This window comes from Thalassotalea fusca (assembly GCF_053485835.1).
The window spans coordinates 1-24,958 of sequence record NZ_JBQRUN010000008.1; the positions used below are offsets into that span (position 1 = coordinate 1).

Here is a 24,958-nt window from a genome sequence, read left to right on the forward strand (position 1 = left end):
GGGGGGGGCTTTTCATTGAAAACTGTGTATTTGTAACACAGTTTGCGTATCCTGCAATCAATCAACCCCCGCATATATCCCTATAATTGTATAATTCTCAAAGACTGTTTTAGTCACCAAAAAAGTAAGTTTTTCACGATAAAAAATAATAAATTCTATGGGGACACAAAGCGTTGCCACGTGGCAACATCTTAATCTCAATATAAAGAAGCATTAAAAATTTGTATTGTGCAATACAATTTCAATTTGGTGTTGCCACGTGGCAACCTTATTTAGGACGGGTCATTTAGATAGAAAAAGGGGAAATTATTAATTGGTTATTTTTTATTATTTCTAGACAAATAAAACGTAAGAAGGAAAAAGCATCCAACAATAACTAAACCAGTGATAAAGCCTTCGTAAGTCATAATTTCCCCTGTATTGTTGCAAACTAATTTGATTACTCTAGTGTAACCAAATTTGTAGTGATCAAGCCAAATAGATCACTACAAATAGCTTACACATAAAAGCAATCTAAGAATTAGTCTAATTGCTACGCTCCTAAATTTTCTACAACGTAATCCCTGCTAAATCTGAAAATGAAAAGAACTCCTTACTAGATAATGGTACCAGCTCCTGATTTTTAAACTGTTCCATCCGGATCAAGGCATATTGCGTGGCACTCGGTTGAGTTTTATCACTCAAATCTATCTCAACCAAATAAAAATCTTCTCCTGACTGTAAAGTAAAAGTACCATCAGGTTGAATCATAGACTCTTTTTCTAATTGATTTTGCAATGCCTCAAATAAGTAATAACTTTTAGCTCGTTCAAGCAAAGCGGCTAACTGCTTAACTTTATTTGCCTTAATCCCTTCCTTAGTCGTTTTGGCAAGTACAGCAAGTTTTTGGTTTGCTTGTTCAACCCCACGTTCTAACTTAGCTAATTGCCTGGTATCGCTAAAAGAAAAGCTTTTAGCCGTTTCATATAAAGCAGGATTATCGCGAGAAACATTCCGTTGCTTAGATCTTAGTTCACTCTTTAATTTCTTGTATTTCACATTAGCTGTAGCAGCTTGTTTTAAAATAGAAACATCAGCATCAGATAATTTTGCTAAAATGGCTTCTCGTTGAGCCACTTTCCCACCTAAAGTTTTAAATATAGGACAGTATGTTTTTCCAGCTAGTTTAATTGGAGAAGCGTAAATGTATGTCTGATAACTCTTTTTACGCCAACCATTTTTGCTAATAGCGTACTCTTTACAAGATAAGTCTGTTGATTTATATGTTAAATAATCAAAAGGTTTACCATCACCAACTGTTTTCGATGGCTCATATCTAGATCCAACATCAGCTTTAGTAAATCGATTAAATACTTGAACACTTTTCCTCTTAAGACTATTAAAATTATCAAGTAACGCTTTTTCTTCTGCTTCAAATTCAGCTTTAATTCTTTCTAGCTCAACCTTAGCATTATCAGCTTTTACCTTTTTATCATGTAGCTGAGAAATAGCCTTTTCAATATCAACTAATGTCGCTTTAACCTTCTCTTTTTGTTGTTCAGTTAGACCATATTCTTCATCTACAAATGCTTCCAAATCAAGAACTTCGGTAACGAGTAGTTTTTTCGATGAAAAGGCCTTTTTAATAAGTGAGGATTTTGCGAATTTTTGTTGCAACTCTAAAAGTTCAGTTTCCGAAAGTTTTGAAATATCAGATAAGTTGCTACGCTCTTCTTTCCATTTTGCAAATGATGAAGGCTCGAGTGCATAAACAGTTGAATATTGAGAAATACTTTTAGCTGCGGCTAATTCATTGCCCTCGTATTTGCCTACTCCTGGATAACTATCACCACACGCTTGAAGTAATAATAAAGAACCAGCAATCCACGATAAATTAGTACTACGTTTTATTTTTAACATCTAAATTTTCCTTGTGCTTTTATTTTAGTAACTTGAAATTCAGCTAACAAGCTGACATTGACTCCTATAATGTGTAACGTACATTTGTAAGATATTAACTTCATTAAGTTTTATCACATTTATTATGATAAAAGAAGCTTGAGGGGGGATACAGATAACTTATTAAAAGCAATATTTAATCCAGTAAAGTTAACTTAGCTGACAAAGCTCATTTACCTTATCTTATCCAACTAGTAATCTAGTTAAAAAGGAACGAGATTTAACTTATGAGAATTACTGCTACTCATATTGAAAATTGGGCACAAACCAGACAAGCGCAAGCAGAACTGCCCATTTGGATTAGAAAATTAATATCTGCTACAAATTCATTATCAGAGCTATCTATGCCTGGTGGAGATTCGGTATATAGGCCAGGCTGGGACGGAAAAATAGTATCAAGCAACACTAGTGCTTGGGTTCCTGAAGGAAAGTCTGTTTGGGAAATGGGTTGCAATAGCAAAGTAACATCTAAGGCTAATAGTGACTTTAACAAACGCACTAAAGACATGTGCATAGAATTTCAAAAAAATAATAGTTTTGTCTTTGTGACGCCGCACCGCTGGCACAAAAAAGAAGAATGGCTAAATGAAAAAAAGAAGCTAGGTAATTGGAAAGAAATTAGAGTCCTCGATGCTGATGATATAGAAACCTGGTTTGAAAATGCACCAGCAGTTGCCTTGGAATTCGGTGAACAGATTGGTATTTCAGGCAATGGAGCTGAATCTGTCACAAGTTATTGGAAAAATTGGAGTGAACAATCATCCCCATGTATTTCTATTTCTGCTATTCAGCAAGATAGAGAAACTGCTCAAAATAAATTCATAGAGCTACTTGAAAACCTATCGCCGTTAATCACGATTGAAGCCGATAGCCGAGAAGAAGCTGCGGCTTTTTGTAGCTCTATTATAATGTCCCACCCTTTAAGCAAAAGAGCAGCCTGTATTACTAGTAATAATGGCTGGAGGTGGATTGATGCCAACCCAGAAATTCAAATAGTGATAATAGCATCGACAGACTTATCTTTAAGAAAAGCGCCAAGAGATGGGTTTACTGTCATTCAGCCTATATGTCACGGCGATGATACTAAATTACGAAACGATAATGCTGAAAATGTGTCGATACCTAGGGTATCTCCAGATGCATTTAAACTTGCTCTAATAGAACTAGGAGAAGAACAGAACGACGCTAGAAGATTGACTTCATCTTCGGGTCGATCCTGGTCTGTTTATCGCCGATTAAAGGCTGTAAATCCTTTAATTAGTAAACCTGCTTGGTTAGATGGTGTTGATAAAGACAGTTTAGTTGTTTTACTTCTCGTTGGAGCTTGGAATTCTTCATCACAAGGCGATGTAGCAATGATTGAAGAGTTAACCCAAAAACCTTATGAAGATATTGAAGACTCTTTAAGCAACTTAGTGACTCAGGATGATTCACCAGTCGTTAACATTCGAAATATATGGAAAGCTAAGTCACCCGTTGAATTGCTCTACCAGGTTGCTCCTAAACTATCGAAATCAAAATTACTTAGATTTATTACTTTAGCAAAAGCTGTACTCAGCAAACCAGATCCCGCACTTGAGCTACCTGAAAACGACAGATGGATGGCAAATATCTATGGAAAAGTTCGTGATGAATCAGGGATTGTAATTAATTCACTTTTAAATTCGTTAATTAAACTAAAAGTTTACGGTGAATCAACCGATTTAAGTATTTCACATGATATTAAAAGCAATGTCGATACGCTTATTTATGAACTTCTATGTGATGCAAACGAAGAAGTGTGGATGTCATTAGCCAGCTATTTACCAAGCCTAGCTGAAGCTTCACCTGATATATTTATGCGATGCGTTGAAATGAGCTTAAGTAAGGCTGAACAACCTATCACTTGCCTAATTAAGAATACTGCTGCATCAGGGTTAAATAGTCGTTGCTGGTATACAGGGCTGTTATGGGCATTGGAAACGATTGCTTGGAACCCTAGTAAATTACGAAGAGTAACAAACATCCTTATTGAACTCGATAATGTTCCAAACGATACTAATTGGGGTAATAAACCTTTTGCTACACTACAAAGTTTCTATAGGGCATTCTCACCTCAAGCTCTGGCAACTGTAGATCAAAAAATTCAAATTTTAGAATCTGTCATTAAAAGTAATGAGCAATTTGCTTGGAAGTTTATTATTTCGTTAATCCCTAGAGGAGGTGGCTCTTACGGCTTAAACAATTCTCGACCTAACTGGAGAGATGATGACGCAGGAAGTGAGTGTGAACAAGGTGTTTACTATCCCCATTATCTATCTTGGATTGGTAACACTGTTTTAAATTTAGCGAAAGGCAAGCCAAAAAGAATAGCAAAGTTAATGGATTGTTATTCTTCGTTTGACGGTGAGTACAAGGAACGTCTTCTTTCATTAATAAATGATGTAAGGGAGTTCGATGACGCAGGAAAAGAAATAATTATCGATAGACTCAGAAGACATATTAGCTTCCACCAGACAGATGATATCGACGATAAAGATAAATACGTAGACCAACTAATAGCCACTTATTATGACAGCCAACCTAATGACCTAATCGTGCGTTATCGCTGGTTGTTTCGAGAGCGCTGGATCGACATGCCAGAAGGAGAGCGAAGAGATTATGAAAAAACGGAGCAACTGCGCCACGAATATAGATTTAACGCCATAACACATATTTGGGATGAACTAGCAGAGGAAGGTATTGAAAGGCTTATTAGTTCTGTTGAAGATAAATGGCAAGTTGGTAACTATACTGCCAAACTCCTAACAGAGGAGCACTTCAATAAGCTAGTGTCTTTGGCCATAACGGTATTTAAAAATAATAATTACCAGTATCAAGACTCGTTTTTGAATGGTGTAATAAATTATGTAACGCTAACTAAACAATCTTCATTATTAAATGTACTAGAATCATATTTTAATAAAAATCAATTCACTATTGAGCAACAAGTATCACTACTGGCCTGCCTGCCTCCAAACCTTGATGTTTTTGCTTTCATCGATGGTATAGGTGACGAAACGTCGGACGCTTATTGGCAAAAAATCTCGTTTTATTACCGAATGGATGAAAAATTATTTGAGTTCATATTGAACAAATACATATCTTTAAATCGATACCACTCAGCATTCTCACTCATAGAGTATGACGTTAAAAAAGTACCTCCTCGCCTTGTGTACGAAATATTGCATAATATGCTTACGGTACAAGAAGAGGGAGCAACATATTCAAACGGCACCTGGATAAAAAAAGCAATTAAGTGTATTTCTGATACAGATGAAATTAATCAAAAAGACTTAGCACGATTAGAATATGCGTATTATCCAGTATTTAACAACCCAGAATCTATACCTAAAAACCTACATGATGAATTACTTAATTCCCCAAGTACATTTGTAGAATTAGTTTGCCTTACATATAAAGCGGAAGGTAAATACCATTTGAAAGACGATGTTAATTCAAATGAATATGCGAGAACAAATGCATGGAAAATTTTGCATTATGGGCGCGGTATGCCTGGTATGCGGGAAGATAGAAGCATAGATATAGATGTGTTTAATAACTGGGTAAACGAGGTAAGAGAAGCAGGGCGAAGTATGGATAGAGAAACAATGACTGACCAGTCCATAGGTCAGTGGTTGTCTAAGTGCCCAGAACAAGAAGAAGGTGTATGGCCGTGTTACCCAGTCTGCGAATTACTGGAGAAAAGTGATGCATCGAATATTAGAAAAGCTTTTGCAACAGGGATACACAACAACCGAGGTGTTGTTACTAGAGCTTATAGAGGTGGCGGAAGCCTAGAGCGTGACTTAGCAACAAAATACAAATGCTTTGCTGAAAAGGTTAATGATATTTACCCAAAAACAGCACAGATATTAATTGAAATAGCCAACTATTACGAATATCAAGCCAAGCAAGAAGATGACGAAGCAAAACTTGGTGATGAACTAGACTAAGATATATCAGAGGACCTCATTAATATTGTGAATTATGGGAATTTTCACTTCGTTCACCATGTTCAAAACATGATGGACAAATCAAAGATTTGACCACAAGTTTTAAACATTAATTCTCCATATTTCACAATCAATAAATAATAATCTTTTAAATAGATCTTTATTTAAATGTTTAGCTTTACACCAAACTTTAATTTCTAAACCATACTTTGCACTAGCTTGAGTGAAGGGAAAGGAAGCGAAAAGGCAAAGCGGCGGCTACCCTCCACGAAATTTCGTAAAAGGTGCCGATTTACCTATCAATCAACTAGCCGTCGGTCGGTCAGTCACTTCAAGGGCTAAAGTCCATGTGAGTGGCTTTAACTAGCTCGCAATCCTCACACAAGGATATAACCACGCTGCGAGCCACTAGAGAGATTTCGTCTTCGCGTTCTCATTCTAAGTCAGTTGCGCTAAGCACTACTCTAGTTCGGTTTTGCGTTTGCTGGTATTGGTTACGTTGCTTCCCAGTTCTCCAGCTTTCTTACTTTTACTTTCAGAACCGCGACGCAGAAAAATTCCACGCAGATACCATTTTGTTAGTCGATAAAAAATATTGATTTCAAAATGGTAAGCCAAAGCATACAAACGATCGCTCCCCGTTGGTTAAGGGCTAGCACGCATATTTCAATACACTTTGTGACACCTAAAAAAGTAAAAGAAAGAGCTCATTGGAAAGCCAGCCATTGATTTGAAGACTTCTCGACTTTTACTTGACAAAGGGGAGCCCCTCAGCAAAAATGAAGCTGATTAAACAATCTGACCGCGCCAACGAACAGATTTAGAGAAGTCTTTTAATTTATTTAATTGGCTTTCCACGAGACCGAGCTTTGCTCGGTTTTCTCGTTTCTAGCCCTTTAGAAATTTAAACATTAATGAAATGTCTCCGTTTTTATTCAAAAACGGATTTTTTGTAGGATATGTTTAAGCAAACTATTTATTTAGAAACAAATAGTTAAGTGGTCATTATAGGTAAGACTTGTAATCAGTAGGTCGCCAGTTCGACTCCGGCAGTCGGCACCATTCATAACGAAGCCTCAGCATTTATGTTGAGGCTTTTTTATTGGAAAAAATTAGTGAACTGGCCTACTGATGAATCAGTAGCTAAGTAAGTCTGGCAGTTCGACTCCGGCAGTCGGCACCATTCATAACGAAGCCTCAGCATTTATGTTGAGGCTTTTTTATTGGAAAAAAATTAGTGAACTGGCCTACTGATGAATCAGTAGCTAAGTAAGTCTGGCAGTTCGATTAACAGTTTTAACGGCATCAGTCTGCCTTAACTAGTTCAACTAAGTAGATGTCACCTTCTTCTTGCTCAAGCATATTCACTAATAGTCGTCCGCCTTGCACATGAAAATGTTTAACATCGACACCAGCCAATAAGGTTACCACTTCAAAATTCTCAAAATCAGCATAAAACAAACCTGCTTTATTATCGAATTGGGTAAAATACACTCCTTCTTTGCCGCATTGCCAAAATTCATAGTTTTTCTCACTAAAATCTGGCATCAACAATTCTTTTTGACCACTACTAAGATCTATTCGCCACAATCCTTTTTTATCAAAAATACTGAAATAAAGAAAATTACCGTCTGGCGATAGTTGTATATAATTCGCCCCTTTTTCTGTAAGTTCGCTAACTTCTTGAGTAACGATGTTTTTGCGATAAATATTGTAATCAAGCTCGTTATCTTGGACGTAATAAATAACATCTCTTTCCAGACCCCATATGCCTCGTCTTATTTTTTCATCTTCTCCGGTTAGATAAATGAGTTCATTGGTAGCAAGGTGATAGCTAAATAGCCGATGTTCCTTGCTTTTTAGCATTAGTAATTCACTGTCTTTTGGGGACCACTCAAGCATGTGACTCACCGGCTCTACACCAATATTAACCAACTGCTGCTGATTACCTTTTTGTAACCACAATCGAGCGCCTGAATGCTCCTTATCGGAAAAGTATGCGATTGACTGGCCATCAACAGAATAGCTGCCGCGATATTCGTTGCCGCTCGAAGGTGCAATAACTTGTTGCTTACTAAGCTGTAGCTGCGCCAGCTGATATTCAACTAATGCCCTCTTGCGTTGATATTGGGTGTATAAAATTTGCGAATGGGAATTAGTTTCTAATCGATTTACCTTATTAAGCTCGGAAGCGTGAATATTAGTAAGTTCACCATTAACGTTGAGTAGTTTCTTGCCATCTTTATAGTGGACCAACAATGTGTCAGGCTGCTCCGCAAACCAATTAATACTATAGATGTTTCCCGGCTGCTCGGGAGAGATCAATTGACTTGTACCAGTATTTATATCAAAAAGATAAAGTTCAAATTTGTCTTCTAACAATTTAGCATCAGCATAATAATGACGGATATAAGCCAACCGATGACCTTGAGGGTCAACCGCAAAGGCATAGTCATCGGCATTAACTGGTCGCTTAGGCATTAATGGTGCAACGTTATTGTTAACAACGTTTACCGTCATGATTTGACTATTGAAGGTATTATAGTCAGTAGTTATAAATGCAATGGTTTCATCATCAAGCCACTGAGGAGTTACGAACGAAGCAGAATGGCAGCTACTTAGCATTTTGAAATCAACAACATTTTTTTCCAATATGGAAAAATTTGCAACCATGAGTTCGCACCGACCACTCTCGCTACGAACAAACGCTAGCTTGCTAGCTGAAGGTGACAACGCTAACTGGCTTAACTGGTTGGATTCTGAAACTAAATCATAGGTAGTACTATCATCAACAGTTTTCATCGCGATCGTACTACGAGCTTGCTGTTCATCCTGATAGACAAAAAGATAAGAAGACTTGGCGTCACTCGAGCTTGGCAAAAAAATGGCACTATGCTCAACACCGATAAAACTGGTTAACTGCTGCACTTTTCCAAACTGATACGTAGTTATTTCTTGGTTGGCTTGCCAGAAGTAAACTAAACCTAACAGTAAAATAAATGCAAAAACAGATGAAAACGCCCTATTTTTTACGTTCCGGCCATTTGCTTGTGCCTTGTTTTGCCATTCTACCGGATGGATCAGTTTGTAGCCTTTTTTAGGCACTGTTGCAATAAATTTGGGGTTTTTAGGATCATCGTTCAACCCTTTTCGTAATAAGGTCACGATCCTATGTAACGCATTATCTGTCACAACTTTAGCCTGCCAAAGTTGCTCCATTAACTGTTGACGAGAAATAACGTCACCATTACTTTGAGCAAGTTTAACCAGCATTGCCATGGCTAATGGCTCTAAAACCACAACTTGGTGAGCAACAATTAATTGGTTGTGCGCAGGTTTAACCCTTATTTCACCAATCTTAAATTCCATATTGTGATTTTTATTATTCAAATCAATTCTCAAACGCTGATAAACACTTAAAACCAAATAAACCCAAATCACCTAAACCTTTGATTTTTATGCTATCAGAAAAAAATCATAGTGAATTAAACGCGATATTAAAGACTTAACTTATTCCGATGATATATAAAACCTCAGCCAGGTTCAAACACGCAAAATCGAGAATATTTAGTTGGAATAAAGTATGAAAAATAACTTCAGAACAAAAATAATAGTAAGTGTATTTTCCTTAGTTTTAGTTTCAGGTTCAGTTGGTCTATTTTTATCAGCCCAAGTATTAGCAATTGATATAAAACCAATAACCAACGCCGAGCACTCATTGTCAATAAGTAGAACCAATGATTCACTACAAAGTGAAATTGGAATAATAGCTCAGTACGTTCAGAACAAGCAGGATGTTGAAGCGATTCATGCAATTGACAATATTATTAATAACCAAGCTCTTCCCTTGTTTCAGAAGGAGCAGTTGCTTTATCAACTGGTTAATCGGCTAGCGTCAGTGTCAGATACTCCAATTGTAAGAAGCGCATTGGAGCGTTTATCTGAATTTCAAGCAACTATTCGTTTACCTCATCACGACGTTTCATCTCGTTCAGGCGCATTGCAATTTAATATTGCAGGTCAGGCCAAGGCTACTTTGACTATGTGGCGACAAAATGATGCCAAAGCGCTGTTTACGCAGTTGCTGGTAAGTCACCCCAAAAAAATAATCGATTTATTCTTATCTGATGATGAACACCTGACACCAGAAAAAAAGGGGGCGCTGGAAGCAATATTCACCGTCGCCACGCACGAGTTAGTAACACTTAAGAGTTTACTCTCGGCAGAATATAAAAGAAATGCTAATCGCCGATTGCACCCAGTTTTACTAAATACCAGCCTGGCGCTAGCCGACACAGACCTTGCTAAATTGTTACTGGCTAACAATGATTATTATGCCCAACAATTCATAACCCAGTTGATCGCTCACTTCCCTCAAGAATCGGTTTTTTCTCTATTAAAGCAGGCCAGTTCAAATCCAGCATTGCGCTCGTTGGCTTACTCGCAAATGAGTAAAGTAACCGACACAGCGCAAGTAACCGCCTATCTTGAGCAACAACTAATAAATCAAGAAGCACGCGATGCGGCTGCATATGCCCTTGCCAGAATAGAAAATAATACGGAACACACACAAAGATCGAGCCAGCGCTCAACTTTACGCAATGAAGAAGGGCTATACCCTCAAATATGGACGCTTACCGAAAACGACCCGTCCGATGGCAATTTAGCAATTGGCGTCAATGTACTTATACCGCAGGAGTCATTAACCCCCTTAGATGGCTTTAGAAGTTACCAAAGCCTAAAAGCCTACCACCAGAGCATCGCCGAAAATAATGATTATGTCAGCGCACACAATGTTGGCACCAGTATTCATGGTGAAACTATCTGGAGCTATGCATTGAGTGACAACAATACCACAACAGCAGAAGGTATGATACCTGAGCCAGCGGTTATGATAGATGGCGGCATTCATGCCCGAGAATGGCAAACGCCGGAAGTTGTGTCATCAACCTTAGAGTACCTAGCTGCAAATGCTAAAGATAAAGGGGTTAATCAATACTTGTTAGAGAACCTCAACATCCTAATTACGCCAGTGATCAATGTTGATAGTTTTATCCATACACAAAAGTACGCAGATAAATTTATGGTCTTTGAGGTAGAAACAGGCGATCCAGATTACCCAACCCGCCTGAGAATAGCTGACGGTAGATTTCGTCGTAAGAATCGCCATGATGTCGATGACTCATTGTCTAGTTTTAGTGATAATCGATTCGGTGTCGATATCAATAGAAATTTTGGCTCTGACTGGGGAATTGATAGTGAAGAGTCTTCACCACTTAAAGATCATATCAAATATCGGGGAGAATCTGCGTACTCAGAGCCGGAAACTCAAGCAGTTTTAGCCGCTGCGGAACTAGGCCCAGCGAATCGATTACGCTACTACACCAACACCCATTCATTTTCTTCTTTTTATTCAGTGCCATACACAAGCAATGACAGGCGAAATCGACTCACCGAAAATTTGGCACAATTGATGATTGAGTCAACATATGCGCAAGAAGATTCTCCACGTCGTTATGACTATTTTGATGATGTAGGTTATAGCAAAGCGGGCTTTGCCGCTGAGCATTTCGCCGAAGTATATCAAATCCCCTCCTATATTCTGGAAGTAGAACCCTACGATGCTGATCTCTTTTTTTACAATGGCTTCATGCTCGCCGAAACAAAAATACGCGCTTTGGCACAAAAAATCACTAACACGACGTTGTTGGCTTTTTATCACCAAGCTGGACCGGCTATTGTCGAATCCGTTGAGATTTATAATACAGAAACAAAAGAGAATATTTTCACCGGAAGTTGGCAAGCCAGCTCAGCGAACGACAGAAGCTGGCAGTTCAATCAACTGACTCCTATTACTGCCGACACTAATTACCAACTAAAGCTGTCATTTAATAAGCCAATGCGTTATCGCAATACTAACGGAGAAATAGTCAATCATCCAGGCGTTGATATTCCACTTTTACCGGAGATTATTGTCAGATCAGCAAATGGCTCTCTGATTGCGTTATCAACAAATTCAGGTAAATGGCTAAATAACCAAGCAACAAACGCTGCATTAGGTTATAAACGGTATCAAGACGATAGCTTTTTGGTTGAATTTTCATTGCCCAGCTCATTTGGTTCAGACCAAGAGCAACAAATCAATCTTGAGTTGAATGTGCAAGATCTCGCAGGCATGCAGCTCGACGCTAATCCGCAAACCGTTGTTGACTGGCTAGACGGTGGCTGGAGTGGTTACGAAAATACGGATGGCCAAGCAAGCGATACTGGAGGCATAGATAAGACAATTAGCATCCAATTGGCGGCAACTAAAGCGAAACCACAACCTGAAATTGAACCTAAGGATAAACCCTCTGGTGGTAGCACTTCTCGACTAGTATTAATCGCGTTGCTTTGTTTTTGCTGTATAAGATTTATCAAAATGAAAAGATACTAGAATGTACTAATCGGTCGGTAACGAATGTCGAAGCCCTAATGACGCTAGAATACTGGAGTAATGTCGGAACAGCCAATACTCCAATACCTCTCGTTCATGATGTAATAACCGATAAAACACAGGTGCCTTGTTTTGCTATCCTGAAGACATCAGAAATGCGACTTATGCTACCAATGCCAGTGAGCAAGCATCACCACAAGAACCATGTCGTACAATAAATACACAATAATTTCAGGCCCCTGCGTACCCCCCACTTAGCCAATATACGAATGTGTTAAAAATCGTGACAATTTACTGTGCTGCATATATGAAAATGCGCTGAAAATTTTGGCTCGAAGAAAGATGATGCGTAATGAAATTACTTGAGCTTGTTTTCTCGTTAAGGTTTGAGATGGTATGACGAAAATAAATCATGCAAATAGTAAATTTGGATTGTTCTGTTGAAAAGTATTAAATTTGCGCTGTAAATAGATGCTTGTTTACATAGAAAGTAACATTATCAATTTACCTGAAATAAAAAAACACTGACCGCATTGATCAGTGTTTTTCACAATTCAATAAATTTGGATTATAGAACAGGCTTTTTATTTCGGCGTGACGCTAGTCCGATCATCCCAAGTGCTAATATCGCCAGTGTTGATGGCTCTGGAACTTTTTGCGATGGCTCAAATTTAACAGCTAATTGATCGAGCCATAACCACTCTCTAGAAGAGCCAAACTCTCTTATCTGAAAAGAGTTGAAAACAGCCCCCGTCGCACTAAATACCTCTGTAGCGCCCTTTGTTCCGTTAAATTGTTGGTAGCCAACTTGGGTGGTATTATCGTAAAGAAATATTTCGAACTGATGTGTTGTACTGTGTGTATAAAGATCAAACGACATAGCATTTACAAAACTTGAGAAAATAAATGTAACATCATCAATAGTATCTGACACAGTACAACCATGCGATACCCCTATCATCAAGTAACCTGTACCGGTTTCGTTGAATTTGCTAGGCATACAATAGCCAGCAGATAAGTTTGCATATCCAGAATTATTCACCACGGTAAGGCCGTTCGAAGAAAACTGATTAGTTAATGGCTCCCAATTTCCATTGGACAATGATTCCATTTCAAATCCAAAAATGAAGTCCGGAGTATTTACTTCGGAGCCACCAATAGTAATCAGAGATGCATTGGCTATACTCGTTAGGGATAGAATTAACCAAACAAAAGAAACCTTTAAAAACTTGAAACTCATTTAACTCTTCCTTTTAACCACTTGCCATAAGTTTAGATAGTTAATCATAAAAATAGTAAATTATTATTTAACGCCCTTATATTCAAAAATCATACCAAAACAAAAAAACAAAATGATTTCAATAAGTTCAATGAATCAAGCAACAATTTACGTTTGGGTATTGTAAAGCATTCCGACACAAACCAACTCATCAACCAGTTGAATTATAAGGATTATTTTCTAATAATTTAAGTTTGAATTATATTTTAAACAGAAAACACTGTTAAGTGATTAAATTTCAATGTAAGACTATAGAAACAGCTCCGATTGATTAGAGTTTAAAGGGTATGTATAAGCTTAAACACTCCGAACTGCAATTTTTCTGATACATTACTTCAACACCGCTATCGCATAGTATATTAGTACCATCAATTTACCTGCTATGGAGCGAGAATCATTAGTTAAGAAGTTTAGCGATTAAATCCAGACAATCACAATTTATATCAAGCAAGCCCAGTAACAACTATCTCCCTCCAATGACACTTGTTACTTGTGCTGTGGCTATCAACTAAGGAATCCATTTCCAACCTGATCTTTTGGCTTTATCATGCCTAACGCTTAATAAATCGCTGTGAATCTCGCCATGTGGCATTTTAGCAACTAGCTGTCGATATTCATTTCCTTTGATTTTCAGCATGTGTTGGTGATCGCCAGCTTCAATTTATACATACGGAGCTTTGAGTAGCTCATCATCAACCATCATTTTCAAATTATATGCTTTGCCAACGCAAGGTATCGCCCCTTTCTTGCAGTCAGGAAACAAGTCAATCAATCTCGTTTCACTCAATAATTTATAGTGGCGATTTGTTAAAGTATTTAATTGGTTAACCGATACCCTGCGTTTAGCTGGTACACTCGCCATCAGAAACCCTCCATCTGAGTCTTCTAATATGACGGCTTTGGCAACCTGTTCAGGCGGTAATTTGGCAGATATAGAGCTATCTAAAGCGGTTGCTGTAGGGCGATGTTTTATTACTTCATAATTGACATGCTCTCTAGCAAAAAATTCCTCGAGTGTGATTGCAATGGTCATAATAATCTCCCATCAATCGTACTGATGCACCACTAAGTTTAGTTGATTATTGACCAAATGCGTCAAAGACGGCTACTTCAAGAAAGATTGAATGTCTAATGCGGCAAGCAGAAGGTTGCAAGCACAAAAAAGCACCAACAATAGTTGGTGCTTTTTGAGCGATAAATTAAATTGTGATTTATGCTTGTTTCTTACTGCGGCGAGAAGCTAACCCTAGCGCGCCCAAAGCAAAGATTGCCAATGTAGTTGGTTCTGGAATGTCATTTACCGCAGTCGATGAACCAAACGTAATATTATCAAACGCGACTTTATTGACCGTACCGCCAAAATCAATTGATTTAGCCATACCGGCAAAACTTGCACCAATATTATCCCAATTGCAATACGTGCCATCAGGATCTCCCACACAATTGTTATCGTTATGATTAGCACTAAGCGATATGTGTCCCAATAAATTTCCCGAAGCATTTAGTCCATCATAAATACTAACAGAGGCACTTTGTGATGAAGAATAATAGAACGAAAACCCTGTATCAAATCCGGCAGCATAATTCAAAATGGCAGTACCTTGTACAAAGTACATAACCGTTGAACCACTTGGTTCATTAGCAAAGTTTCCTGCACCGCCATCATCTGAATCTACCACCCCTAAAGCATTAGGACTAAATTCAACACCGTAATTAGTTCCTGAATTTCCTTCACTATCAGTTCCACCGTTATAAAAGCTGCTAATACTTGAAGTATCACCAACCCCTTCAAAGTCAAGAACTATAAGACTCGCTTGGCTGGCATAGCTATTAACTAAGAGCAAAATGGCGCCTAGAAATTTTACGCTCATACCTTTATCCTTTTTATCCATTATAATTTTTCTTATAATAATCATATGATTATCGTTCCAATAACAAACGTATCATCAGCAACAATCAAGCCAAACTACATTTACACTTACCTTTCAATAACTTGCAGTAAAAATCAGCCCCCCTAGGAACAGCTAATGTAAAGTATACCGACACGTTCCATTGTATTTATTATATTTATTAACAACGATTTACTGCTATGTGGTTAGTCGAAACGTAAGGTTATAGGCGCAAAAAAAGCACCAACGAATGAATGTGGTGCTTTTTGAAGCATTCAAATAAGTTCGATTTATGCTTGCTTCTTAATGCGACGACAAGCTAATCCTAGCGCACCTAAAGCAAAAATAGCTAAAGTTGAAGGCTCTGGAATATCAGTAATACTACTAGTAACCCAATTCGCTTGGTTGATAATATAATCAGTTGAACCTACTTCATGGTAAACGAGTCATAACCACCAATAATCGCTCTACCAGCACCAAACTCACCTATAGCAAGGTTACAGTTACCCACGGTATTTAACATATGGCATGCCCAATCTGCTGTCATATCAGTAATAGACATATGAGTATTTGTAAAAACTGCAGGGCCAAAGAATTTGTCATAACTCGCAACATCATTTCTAGTATTTTATTCAGTGATGGTAAAACCTGTATTGGTTTAGTCGCCAATTTCACTCGGAGCTTCAAAAATCAAGCTACCGCTAGCCTGAATTTAAGGAAGTAAAACTGTTTCCTAGTCTAAGCTGAAGCTACTAGATCCTAACCAACCGATAACAAGTAAATCGTATGCGCTCAAATCAGTCAACGTTAGGGCATTAAAAGATGCTGCATCGGCTTCAAAGACAGTATCTCCTAGTGCGGCAATTACAGCATTGGCATCAGCATAACCCAATGCATCTGATGTATATATTACATTGATTAAACCAGCGTTAGTTGGCGCAAGAAGCTGACAATGCAACACTTGCAAATAAACCTTTTAATGATTTTGACTTCATTTATATTTACTTTGCCCTTTTCCATAAAATTATGTTCAGGGATTCAACGACAATTTCAAATTTACCTACAGAAAGAAAAATTTAAACCAAAATTGAAACAGTCTTAAAGTTCAATGAATTGGATAAAAATCGAGTTACATTGTTTACGCATGTGTAAATTTTATAGACATTCACTAGTTTTTAAGCATGAGTGCCTTAAATAACATAATTAACTATTGTGATGCGTGCATGGCTTGGTGTTAAAAGTTGCACTTTTATCGTTGTAATAACCGAACAGAAGGTTTTATGTAGCTATCAATTATGTGTTGGTACTCACCACTCTCAACTAGCTTTGCTAATCCATTATTAAATGCATCACATGACGACTGCTCTTTAAACACCACGCGCGTTGGACTCTTTACTTGAATGGAGCTAATGAGATCGAGCTCATGGAATACGACTGGTTTACTGCTATCAACTTTGGTCAGCGCATGACGCCAAAAATGAAAGATGTTTTCGTCAACGACAATAAAATCAACGCGTTCTTTAAATAACAAGGCAACTTGGTTCTCTTGATTGGCAATTTCCTGATATTGGCTACTTTTTTCTGCCAGTAACTTTAAGTCAGGAAATATCTTACTAGCATCCTGAAATGCTAGTGTACGTTTATCTATCAATTCATCAATACGAGATAGTTGAAAATTACTTTTTTCTAATGAGATCAATGACGTTGAAAAGTAAGTGGTTATATCGGAATAACACCCATTCTTAATTTTCCGCCCTTCTACCATAGCTACGGCGTCAACGCTCTCTTGATTTAAGACAGAGGCCATCCGAGTAAAAGGAATATAATACGGAATAACGGTGACTCCTTCACTAGCAAGTGCCTGACTGACTATATCAATACTAATTCCACGCTCTTCAGTTTGAATCACCCAAGGTGGAATATGCTCAGGAAAAGCCACCGTAATGGTTTGGGCAGACACTGAGAATGCTGCAATAATGAAAAGAAACAAACTAACCAGTCCCCTCATTAAATTAATCCACCTTATGTTTAACTTTAATTGTAATTGTAATTGTAATTGTAATTGTAATTAACAATAAAAGAATTTCGGCTCAAAAGCGAGCAATAACAAAAAAGCCCACTATACTGCGAGTGGGCAAGGCTCAGTGGAAACTGTCAAAATTAGTGGTGTGCTAAAAACCGCGTTATTGCAACGGCATAATCAGCTCTAGTAATTGATGAGTTACTATCAAAATATGCTGTAATCTCAGGCTCAAGCGCAAAAGGAGATTGGTGAATATCGAAAAATGCATTTAATATTCCTAGATCCAAAGCCAATTGCACGTACCCTCTTAAATGCGCAGGGATCTCATTTTGATCGGCAATTAATACACGCTTATTGTTATAAACAACAGATACATCACCATTAAACGCCTCGGTTTGCTCTTGTAGTGCTAAGGACTGTACAAGTGAATAGGCTAACTCTGCTCTACTTACTAACTGCTCAGGTTTGAAGAAATTGCCTTCACTTAACATAACAGGAGCAAATGTTTGGGCAGTATCACGAAGTGCTGCTCCTTGTTCGCTTACGGCATTAATCGCTGCCGAATATAAACCGCTTACGTCTTGAAAGCGCTTGTTCGCTGCTTGATGTGATTGTCGCACCCCTGCACCAAGTGAAAGAAAATCAGCTAATTCTTTGCGGGTCATCAATGCGTCAGGTTGGAAGCCATTACTGTTGGCATCAACAAGTAATTCACTAACGGCATATTCAATAAAACTCTGTGCTGGATGGTTCAAAGTATCAATTAACCCTTCATAACCGTCAGTTTTCACTATTTTTACCGTTACATTGATATCCCCAGGTACTGCATAGCCATTGGTGGCACCTGTAGGATCAACATCAACGCCCGATACTCCACCAATACCATGCGCTTTAAGTTGCCAATCACCTGCTTCAGCAGGAGCGGTAACTGCAATATTTTGCCCAAGCACAGGTAGAGCAATACTTGAACTGTATCGCTTTCCCGACGGACTCACTAATGACAATCCAATAGTATTATCTTCCACATTGGCTCTTACCATAAGCATTGAAGCTTCACTATTTACCGGAATAGTGATGCCTTCGTTATCACCTATTGGGCTAAAAGGTACACTATCGGCATATTCTGCTTGCACAGAGGTTTTTGCGTAACTATTGAATTGGCGATTGCTATTTACGGTTTGACCAAAAGTTAACGAAGAGTCCACTACGGATTTTACTGCTGCGTACGCATTCACATAGCCAGCCCCTACTTCCCATGTTTCTCGTCCAGACATATTAGTAGCTGTATCTTGAAGGATTTGTTTAACTTCTTTCCATGTTAAGTTCGGATTTGCTTCCAACATAAGAGCGACAATACCAGAAACATGTGGTGCAGCCATGGAGGTTCCACTCATTGAGGTATAATAAGGCACGTGATTCAGATCCATAACTTCACTGTCATCACTAATACTAAGTGCGCTTAAGCTCGAAAGCGAAGCCCGAGTAGAAATAATATCAACGCCCGGTGCCGTTACCGTTGGTCTATCCTCCCAATAATACGTTTCGCCATCAACAGTAACTTCACCACCATTACCCTTAACACCTCGTGAACTAAAATCAGCAAGTTTCCCATGCTTATCGCCAGCAGCTACCGTTATAACCCAAGGTGCTTTCTTAAAGTTCCCTGTAATTGTTGCTTCTCCACTCCCCGAATTTCCAGCAGAAAAAACGACGATGACGCCTCTATCTGACAGCGCTTTAGTAGCAACGTTAGTTGGGTGGTCAGGATTAAAGTCTGTACCTGTATCGCCAGTACTACCAAATGAATTTGAAATGACTCGGATGTTATAGTCGAACTGATGAGTTAATGCGTAGTCAAAACCGCCTATCGTATCAAGTATGAACAAACCAGCGCCTGAGCCATACCCCACTATTTTAGCGCCAGGCGCCACACCTTGATATTTGCCACTCGACATTGCACCGTTGCCACCAATAATACCCGCAACATGCGAGCCATGCCCGCCAGCAATATCAGTATTGGCGGTATCTTCTTGATATGTTATCGGTAGAATTTCAGACAATGAATGAAGATTAGTTTGCGCTAAGACGTTTTGTACAACATGGTTTGGAAACTTGATGTCACTATGAGAACCATCAACACCTGAATCATTAACTACAACACCTATTCCACGACCAGAATACGGCATACCTAAGTGTCTCATTTCCGCATCATCACGTAAGCGATCGACACCTGTAATTTGATTAGCTCCGTCGTTTTCCAACGCTAACGGTGCATTGTGCCATACCGAACGAACTGATGGTGAAGCGTATATCGCTTCTATTTGCGATTTAGTCGCAGTTATCCCAACTATAGGCAACTGACGAAAGCTAACGCCTCCTAAAATACCTTCAGAAGTTAAAATAGTTAACTGCTCACTATTAACAGAGCCATTACCGTTAAATGTCACGATTACTTCAAAAACTTCGTGAGCTTGTGCTTTATTTAATAACTGCGTTAATTCTGGCCCAATTGATTTTGCTGATGATTTTAGCGCTAGTACACTAAGGCTGGCTCCCAATAAGCTAGCTAGCAAAACTTTGTGCTTTAGTTTTATTTTTCGCATGAGTGATTACCTTAATTCATATTCAACACAGGGAGCATGTCAAATGACAAGGCAAATAAGAATCAGGGAAATCCCCTACAATACCAAGGTTAAAAACCTTAGCGGTTGAAACTATTAGAAACTTAGAGGCTTCCTTACATTAATAGATTGTTTTTCGCTGCGTACCTTACAAGTTCAGCTGCGTTCGCTACATCAAGTTTGTCGAGCACTTTTCCTCGATGGTTTTCAGCAGTTTTTACGCTAATATCTAAACTTCTAGCTATATCTTTGGTCGTTTTTCCTTGAATGATTAAATGAAAAACTTCACGCTCGCGGCTAGTTAAATTTTTGTATGGATCTTGCCATGTTTGCATCGGTTGACTGTATTGCGAAGCAAGTACACTAGCAGCGTATTGGCTGTAATATGTTTTACCAAGTGCCAGCGCTTTAACTGCATCAATTAGTTCGTCACTGGCACTATCTTTAAGCAAATAGCCTGATGCGCCTGCACGAACCATGTGAATCACATATTCCTGCTCTTCGTGCATAGTTAACACTAAAACTTTAGACTCAGGTAACTGTTCGTTAAGCCGTTTCACAGCTTCCATGCCATTGAGCTCTGGCATACTAATGTCTATAACAATAACGTGTGGTTTTATTGCTAACGCTTTGTTTATTGCTTCTAATCCATCAGCAGCTTCAGCAACTACTCTTATCTGTTCGTCACGTGTTAGCAAACTCACTAATCCATGCCTTAAAATCGTGTGGTCGTCTGCAATAAGTACATTGATCATTTTAGTTACCTGCCTGACACTAACACTTTAATCTCGCACCCTAGACCGGGTTCAGATTCAATCGTTAATTGACCACCAAATGCGTTTACTCGATCTTCCATTGCACTCAAGCCAAATCCTGCTCCATCAGGCTGAACCTCAAGCCCGATGCCATTATCTTTGACTTTTATCATTAAGAAATTATCAGATGCAATTACATTAAGAGTAATGAGTGATGCTCTCGCATGTTTTATTGCATTTGTCAGCGCTTCTTGAATCACGCGAAATGCCAATATTTGCATGTCAGAGTTGATATTACCATTAACTTTATGATGAAAACTGATATGTGGTTCCGCCGATTCTGACATGACTCTTACTAACCATTCCAGTGCAGGAATCAAACCAAGATCATCAAGTATTCGCGGTCGCATTAAACGCGAAATCGTTCGTGTATCAGAGAGTGCTTGTCTTGCTAAAGTAATACTTTCTGTCAGGTCTATATGCGACGATAATTGTTCTGTTTGCTGTAATTGATTAATTAGCGCAGTGAGTAATTGCCCAACACCATCGTGTAGTTCGCGAGCAATATGTTTTCGTTCATCTTCTTGAACACGCCAAACTCTTTTTGCAAGCCCTCGCATTTTGTCGTTCCCTAAATCCAATTGCTGAGAAATCTGGCGTTGCTTCTCATTAAGCTCAGCAATAAGCGTCGACACATCCGCCTTATCGTTCACTATCAATGTACTCCGTTATTGCGTCATTCAATGGATAATAGTTTTGCTCTTTTAAGAATAAGCTACGTTTTTCTTGAGGTAAGTTATCAACTAAGCCTGATACTTTTTGTATGATCATTGTTTGATATTTATCGGATGGCTGTTGATTCGCTATAGCTAGCTGGGCACGCAACCTGTCAAATTGGAAACCACGCCAATACCCGCCCATCTTTCTCATCAACAATTCTGCTTGTCTAAGCGTTTGTTGCAAATTTTGCCAGTCTGACGCCAAAAAATGTTGAATGCCTTTAAGCTCCAAATATTCAACGTACAAATATTGATGTAAGGTAAAATCAACTTGTTCAAGCAATCCAAGATATGAACTAATATCTCGCTCATCGCTTTGCAATGCTGCTCTCGACTGACGAATTAACTGGCTAATTAAGAGTGCATCATGGGCTATATCTGTCTTTTGATTATTGTCAGTCAATGTTTGGTAATTGTTTTCGATAGCTTGCTTAAGGTAGTTAAATCTAGTTTTGTACTCTTGATTACTGTATTCCGTGAGCACATCATTTATGTCGTGAAGAAAACGTTGTGCTTGCTGTTTATCACCAATTTGAATAGACCAATCAGCTAACCACAAACCAAATTCAGCCATCGCTCGTACGTCTTGTATAGATTGAGCTTTTTCATAAACTAAGATAAGGTCAGCAATACTTTGCTTGAAATTCCCTTGTAAAAATCCGAGCTTTGCCAAATAACTTTTTGAAACGATAGACTCCTCAATGCTTCCTAGTTTCTCCGCATCATTGAGCGTATTGTTGAACAAATGAAAAGCATTCCGCCAATTTCCTTTTGCCAATTCCATTTGCCCTAAGCTTTGCCTAACATGAACGATGCCCAATGGAAATTGAACCTGTTGATACAACTGCTCACTTTGCCGCCAATATACCAAAGCATGCTCTGTGTCCTGCAACATGAAATACATAAATCCAATATTATTCATACTTTCAGCTTGTAACATCTGATGATTCAAATTTATTCGAATGTTTAACGCTTTGCGATAATATTCCAGCGCTTGTTGATATAACGCTTGTTCTTCTGCGAGTACACCTAGTTCATTATAAGAATTCGACAGCCCCTCTTGATCATTGAGCATTTGATAAATCTCGAGACTTTGCGTCAAATATTCACTGCTTTTTGAGTATTCACCAATAGATAAATGCATGGCCGCCAGATTGGTCATGGTGGTAGCAGCGCCAGCCAAATTACCCGCTTTTTGTCGAACTTCTAACGCTTGCTGGTAGTAATCAAATGCCAATTGAACTTCTCCCTGTTGACCATACACTACGCCAAGCGCATTTAGTGCCTCCCCTTTTTGGTAGATATTTTTCAATTTTTTCGCAGTAACTAAAGCTCTAACAAAGTACTCGTTTAACGCAATATCAAAATTACCTTGCAAGAATGCAGCTTTCCCTAACATAAACCAAACGTTAGGGTGATTTGGATCGATTGCTGCTACTTGCTTGAGTATAGATTCCATTTCTTTATGCTGTTCAATGAGCATATAGAAATCAGCTAACATGATCTTAAGTTCAATGTTATAGGGAAAAGTATTAACAAGTGCCAGATAGTCTTCTTGCGCTTGATCAATTTTGCCCGCTATATCGTTTAATCGTGCATTTGCAAACAATTCACTATAGCTATTTGGAACACTTAAACTTAGTGCTTTGCTATATGCTTGCTCAGCTTCAATGATATTATTTTGAGACAAATGTAATTCACCTTGCTGTAACCACACATGCGGGTTTTCAGGTAATTCTCGCAATAACTCAGATAGCATTTCTTGAGCTAACAAAAATTCGCCATTCGCCATTTTCGATTTTATAGGCGTTAGGGCCTTTAGCGTTGATTGTCCACCCGACAAATTTAATTCTGGCTCTTCCGTCACATTGAGTTTAGCTTTGAACTTGGAAATGAAAGGGGTTGTTACGTTTTGCCATTGCTGAGAATCAAAGTCGACATTTAAAAATGACTCTCTTTTAATATTGAAACCGTCGATGAATAATAAATCGTAATGTACCTCTATTTGCTCAGAACCACTAGTAACCTTGTCAATTTCAACCAGTACATCAACTTTTAATAGGTCTGCAAGTAGTTCAAGTTTAGGTTCCGAAGCGGGCAATTTAATACCTAGTTGCTTTATCAACTGCTGTATACGTTCATGATTTATCACACGTAAACTAGATACGTCCGTTAATTGGTGACTGAGATAACTAGCAAAATGGTTATCAAATTGACTTTCATCTTTAACGGTAGGTAACACGGCAATGGCATAATGCTCTTTGCGCTTAATTGGACTTTCACTTTCGAAAAACCAGATACTCACGAATACGAAAATAACCACAATACTTGACAACAGAGCAAATGAAGTAAGTTTATTATTACTTTGTGTCGCATTTTTTTGAGATGAAACAAATGCTTCTATTGCTTGTTTCGCGTTCTGAGGACGGGCCTCAGGGTAAGGCGATAACAAAGCAACGCACCACGAATCCAGCCATGACAATTCTGCCAAGTAAGGTTTAAATTTTAGCTTAGATAGAGATTTATTGCCTATTAATTCGGTAATCGTTTGACCAGAGAATGGATAATGCAAACAACATAATTGATAAGCAATAACACCAATAGCGTACAAATCGGTTGTGGTATTTATTTTCCCTGTTTGCAAATACTCGGGGGGCGCATAGTAAGGTGTGGCAGAAATCGATCTATTAGCATCCGACGTGGATAACACAGACAAGCCAAAATCAGCGACATACAGATTACCTGTTTTGTCTAGTAAGATGTTGTCAGGTTTGATATCACCGTGTGTGACGCCCATACTTTCAGCATACTCTACAGCATCCAGTAATTGCCTAATGATATTGATTCTTTGGTTTGGCATCAGTTCATTGTCTGCTAGTGCAGATTCCAAACTTTGGCCTTCAATCCAATCCATCGTGATAAAATGAATATCACCATGCTGATAATATTCATGGACGCGAATAATATTAGGGTGAGTAAGTTGACGGACTAGAAGCAATTCACGTTTGAAGCTGTTAATGGCTTCAATATGTTGGCTAAGCGCTGTATTTAGCACTTTTATGGCGACTTGGGAATTTAGCTGCTTATCTATGGCACGGTACACAGTACCAAATCGCCCGCTTCCCTGAAAATCTTGAATCTGAAATCGCTCAGCAAGATAGTCCCCTGGCTCAAATGAGGGAGCAAGTGATAATTCTTGTGTTTCATTAAGTGAATCATCACTATTTGATGAATCGTTTTGGTCTTCAGGTCTGCTCATATCAC

Annotated in this window: 15 protein-coding genes; 2 read left to right on the plus strand and 13 right to left on the minus strand. The window is 38.5% G+C overall.

Translation table 11 applies throughout. The features are described 5' to 3' along the window. Positions 1-549 precede the first annotated feature (549 nt). Positions 550-1,899, minus strand: a complete 1,350-nt coding sequence (locus ACSLUK_RS11315; protein WP_448548727.1) for a hypothetical protein — start codon at positions 1,897-1,899, stop codon at positions 550-552. A gap of 266 nt (positions 1,900-2,165) precedes the next feature. Here ACSLUK_RS11315 and ACSLUK_RS11320 point away from each other — a divergent pair, with 266 nt between their 5' ends. Further along, complete coding sequence (locus tag ACSLUK_RS11320) at positions 2,166-5,912, plus strand: hypothetical protein (protein ID WP_448548729.1); 3,747 nt, start codon at positions 2,166-2,168, stop codon at positions 5,910-5,912. 1,305 nt (positions 5,913-7,217) lie between these two features. Here the strand turns inward: ACSLUK_RS11320 and ACSLUK_RS11325 are convergent. Next, positions 7,218-9,281, minus strand: a complete 2,064-nt coding sequence (locus ACSLUK_RS11325) for a winged helix-turn-helix domain-containing protein (RefSeq protein WP_448548731.1) — start codon at positions 9,279-9,281, stop codon at positions 7,218-7,220. 214 nt (positions 9,282-9,495) lie between these two features. On the opposite strand from ACSLUK_RS11325, the gene ACSLUK_RS11330 reads away from it, so the two are divergent. Beyond that, on the plus strand, positions 9,496-12,348 hold the full coding sequence (locus tag ACSLUK_RS11330) for a M14 family zinc carboxypeptidase (RefSeq protein WP_448548733.1): 2,853 nt from the start codon (positions 9,496-9,498) through the stop codon (positions 12,346-12,348). 568 nt (positions 12,349-12,916) lie between these two features. On the opposite strand, the gene ACSLUK_RS11335 is transcribed toward ACSLUK_RS11330, so the two are convergent. The 11 genes from ACSLUK_RS11335 to ACSLUK_RS11385 form a co-directional block, all read right to left on the minus strand. Next, positions 12,917-13,588 (minus strand): PEP-CTERM sorting domain-containing protein, encoded by a 672-nt coding sequence (locus ACSLUK_RS11335; protein WP_448548735.1) that lies wholly within the window; start codon positions 13,586-13,588, stop codon positions 12,917-12,919. A gap of 700 nt (positions 13,589-14,288) precedes the next feature. Then, positions 14,289-14,660 (minus strand): aminoacyl-tRNA deacylase, encoded by a 372-nt coding sequence (locus ACSLUK_RS11340; protein ID WP_448548737.1) that lies wholly within the window; start codon positions 14,658-14,660, stop codon positions 14,289-14,291. A gap of 178 nt (positions 14,661-14,838) precedes the next feature. Next, entirely contained in the window at positions 14,839-15,498 is a 660-nt protein-coding gene (locus ACSLUK_RS11345; protein ID WP_448548739.1) for a PEP-CTERM sorting domain-containing protein, read from the minus strand. A 308-nt stretch (positions 15,499-15,806) separates the two neighbouring features. Next, positions 15,807-15,929, minus strand: a complete 123-nt coding sequence (locus tag ACSLUK_RS11350) for a PEP-CTERM sorting domain-containing protein (RefSeq protein WP_448548965.1) — start codon at positions 15,927-15,929, stop codon at positions 15,807-15,809. 14 nt (positions 15,930-15,943) lie between these two features. After that, positions 15,944-16,078, minus strand: coding sequence for a hypothetical protein (locus ACSLUK_RS11355; RefSeq protein WP_448548741.1), 135 nt, complete (start codon positions 16,076-16,078; stop codon positions 15,944-15,946). A 171-nt stretch (positions 16,079-16,249) separates the two neighbouring features. Further along, positions 16,250-16,477 (minus strand): hypothetical protein, encoded by a 228-nt coding sequence (locus ACSLUK_RS11360; protein ID WP_448548743.1) that lies wholly within the window; start codon positions 16,475-16,477, stop codon positions 16,250-16,252. 288 nt (positions 16,478-16,765) lie between these two features. Beyond that, positions 16,766-17,524 carry a substrate-binding periplasmic protein gene (locus ACSLUK_RS11365; protein WP_448548745.1) on the minus strand — a complete coding sequence of 253 codons (759 nt, stop codon included), beginning with the start codon at positions 17,522-17,524 and terminating at the stop codon, positions 16,766-16,768. A 152-nt stretch (positions 17,525-17,676) separates the two neighbouring features. After that, on the minus strand, positions 17,677-20,142 hold the full coding sequence (locus ACSLUK_RS11370; RefSeq protein WP_448548747.1) for a S8 family serine peptidase: 2,466 nt from the start codon (positions 20,140-20,142) through the stop codon (positions 17,677-17,679). Positions 20,143-20,276: 134 nt separating this feature from the next. Continuing rightward, positions 20,277-20,915, minus strand: coding sequence for a response regulator transcription factor (locus ACSLUK_RS11375; RefSeq protein WP_448548749.1), 639 nt, complete (start codon positions 20,913-20,915; stop codon positions 20,277-20,279). A 5-nt stretch (positions 20,916-20,920) separates the two neighbouring features. After that, on the minus strand, positions 20,921-21,628 hold the full coding sequence (locus ACSLUK_RS11380; RefSeq protein ID WP_448548751.1) for a sensor histidine kinase: 708 nt from the start codon (positions 21,626-21,628) through the stop codon (positions 20,921-20,923). After that, positions 21,618-24,953, minus strand: a complete 3,336-nt coding sequence (locus ACSLUK_RS11385; protein ID WP_448548753.1) for a protein kinase domain-containing protein — start codon at positions 24,951-24,953, stop codon at positions 21,618-21,620. Before ACSLUK_RS11385 ends, ACSLUK_RS11380 begins: the two co-directional genes overlap by 11 nt. Positions 24,954-24,958: the final 5 nt, after the last annotated feature.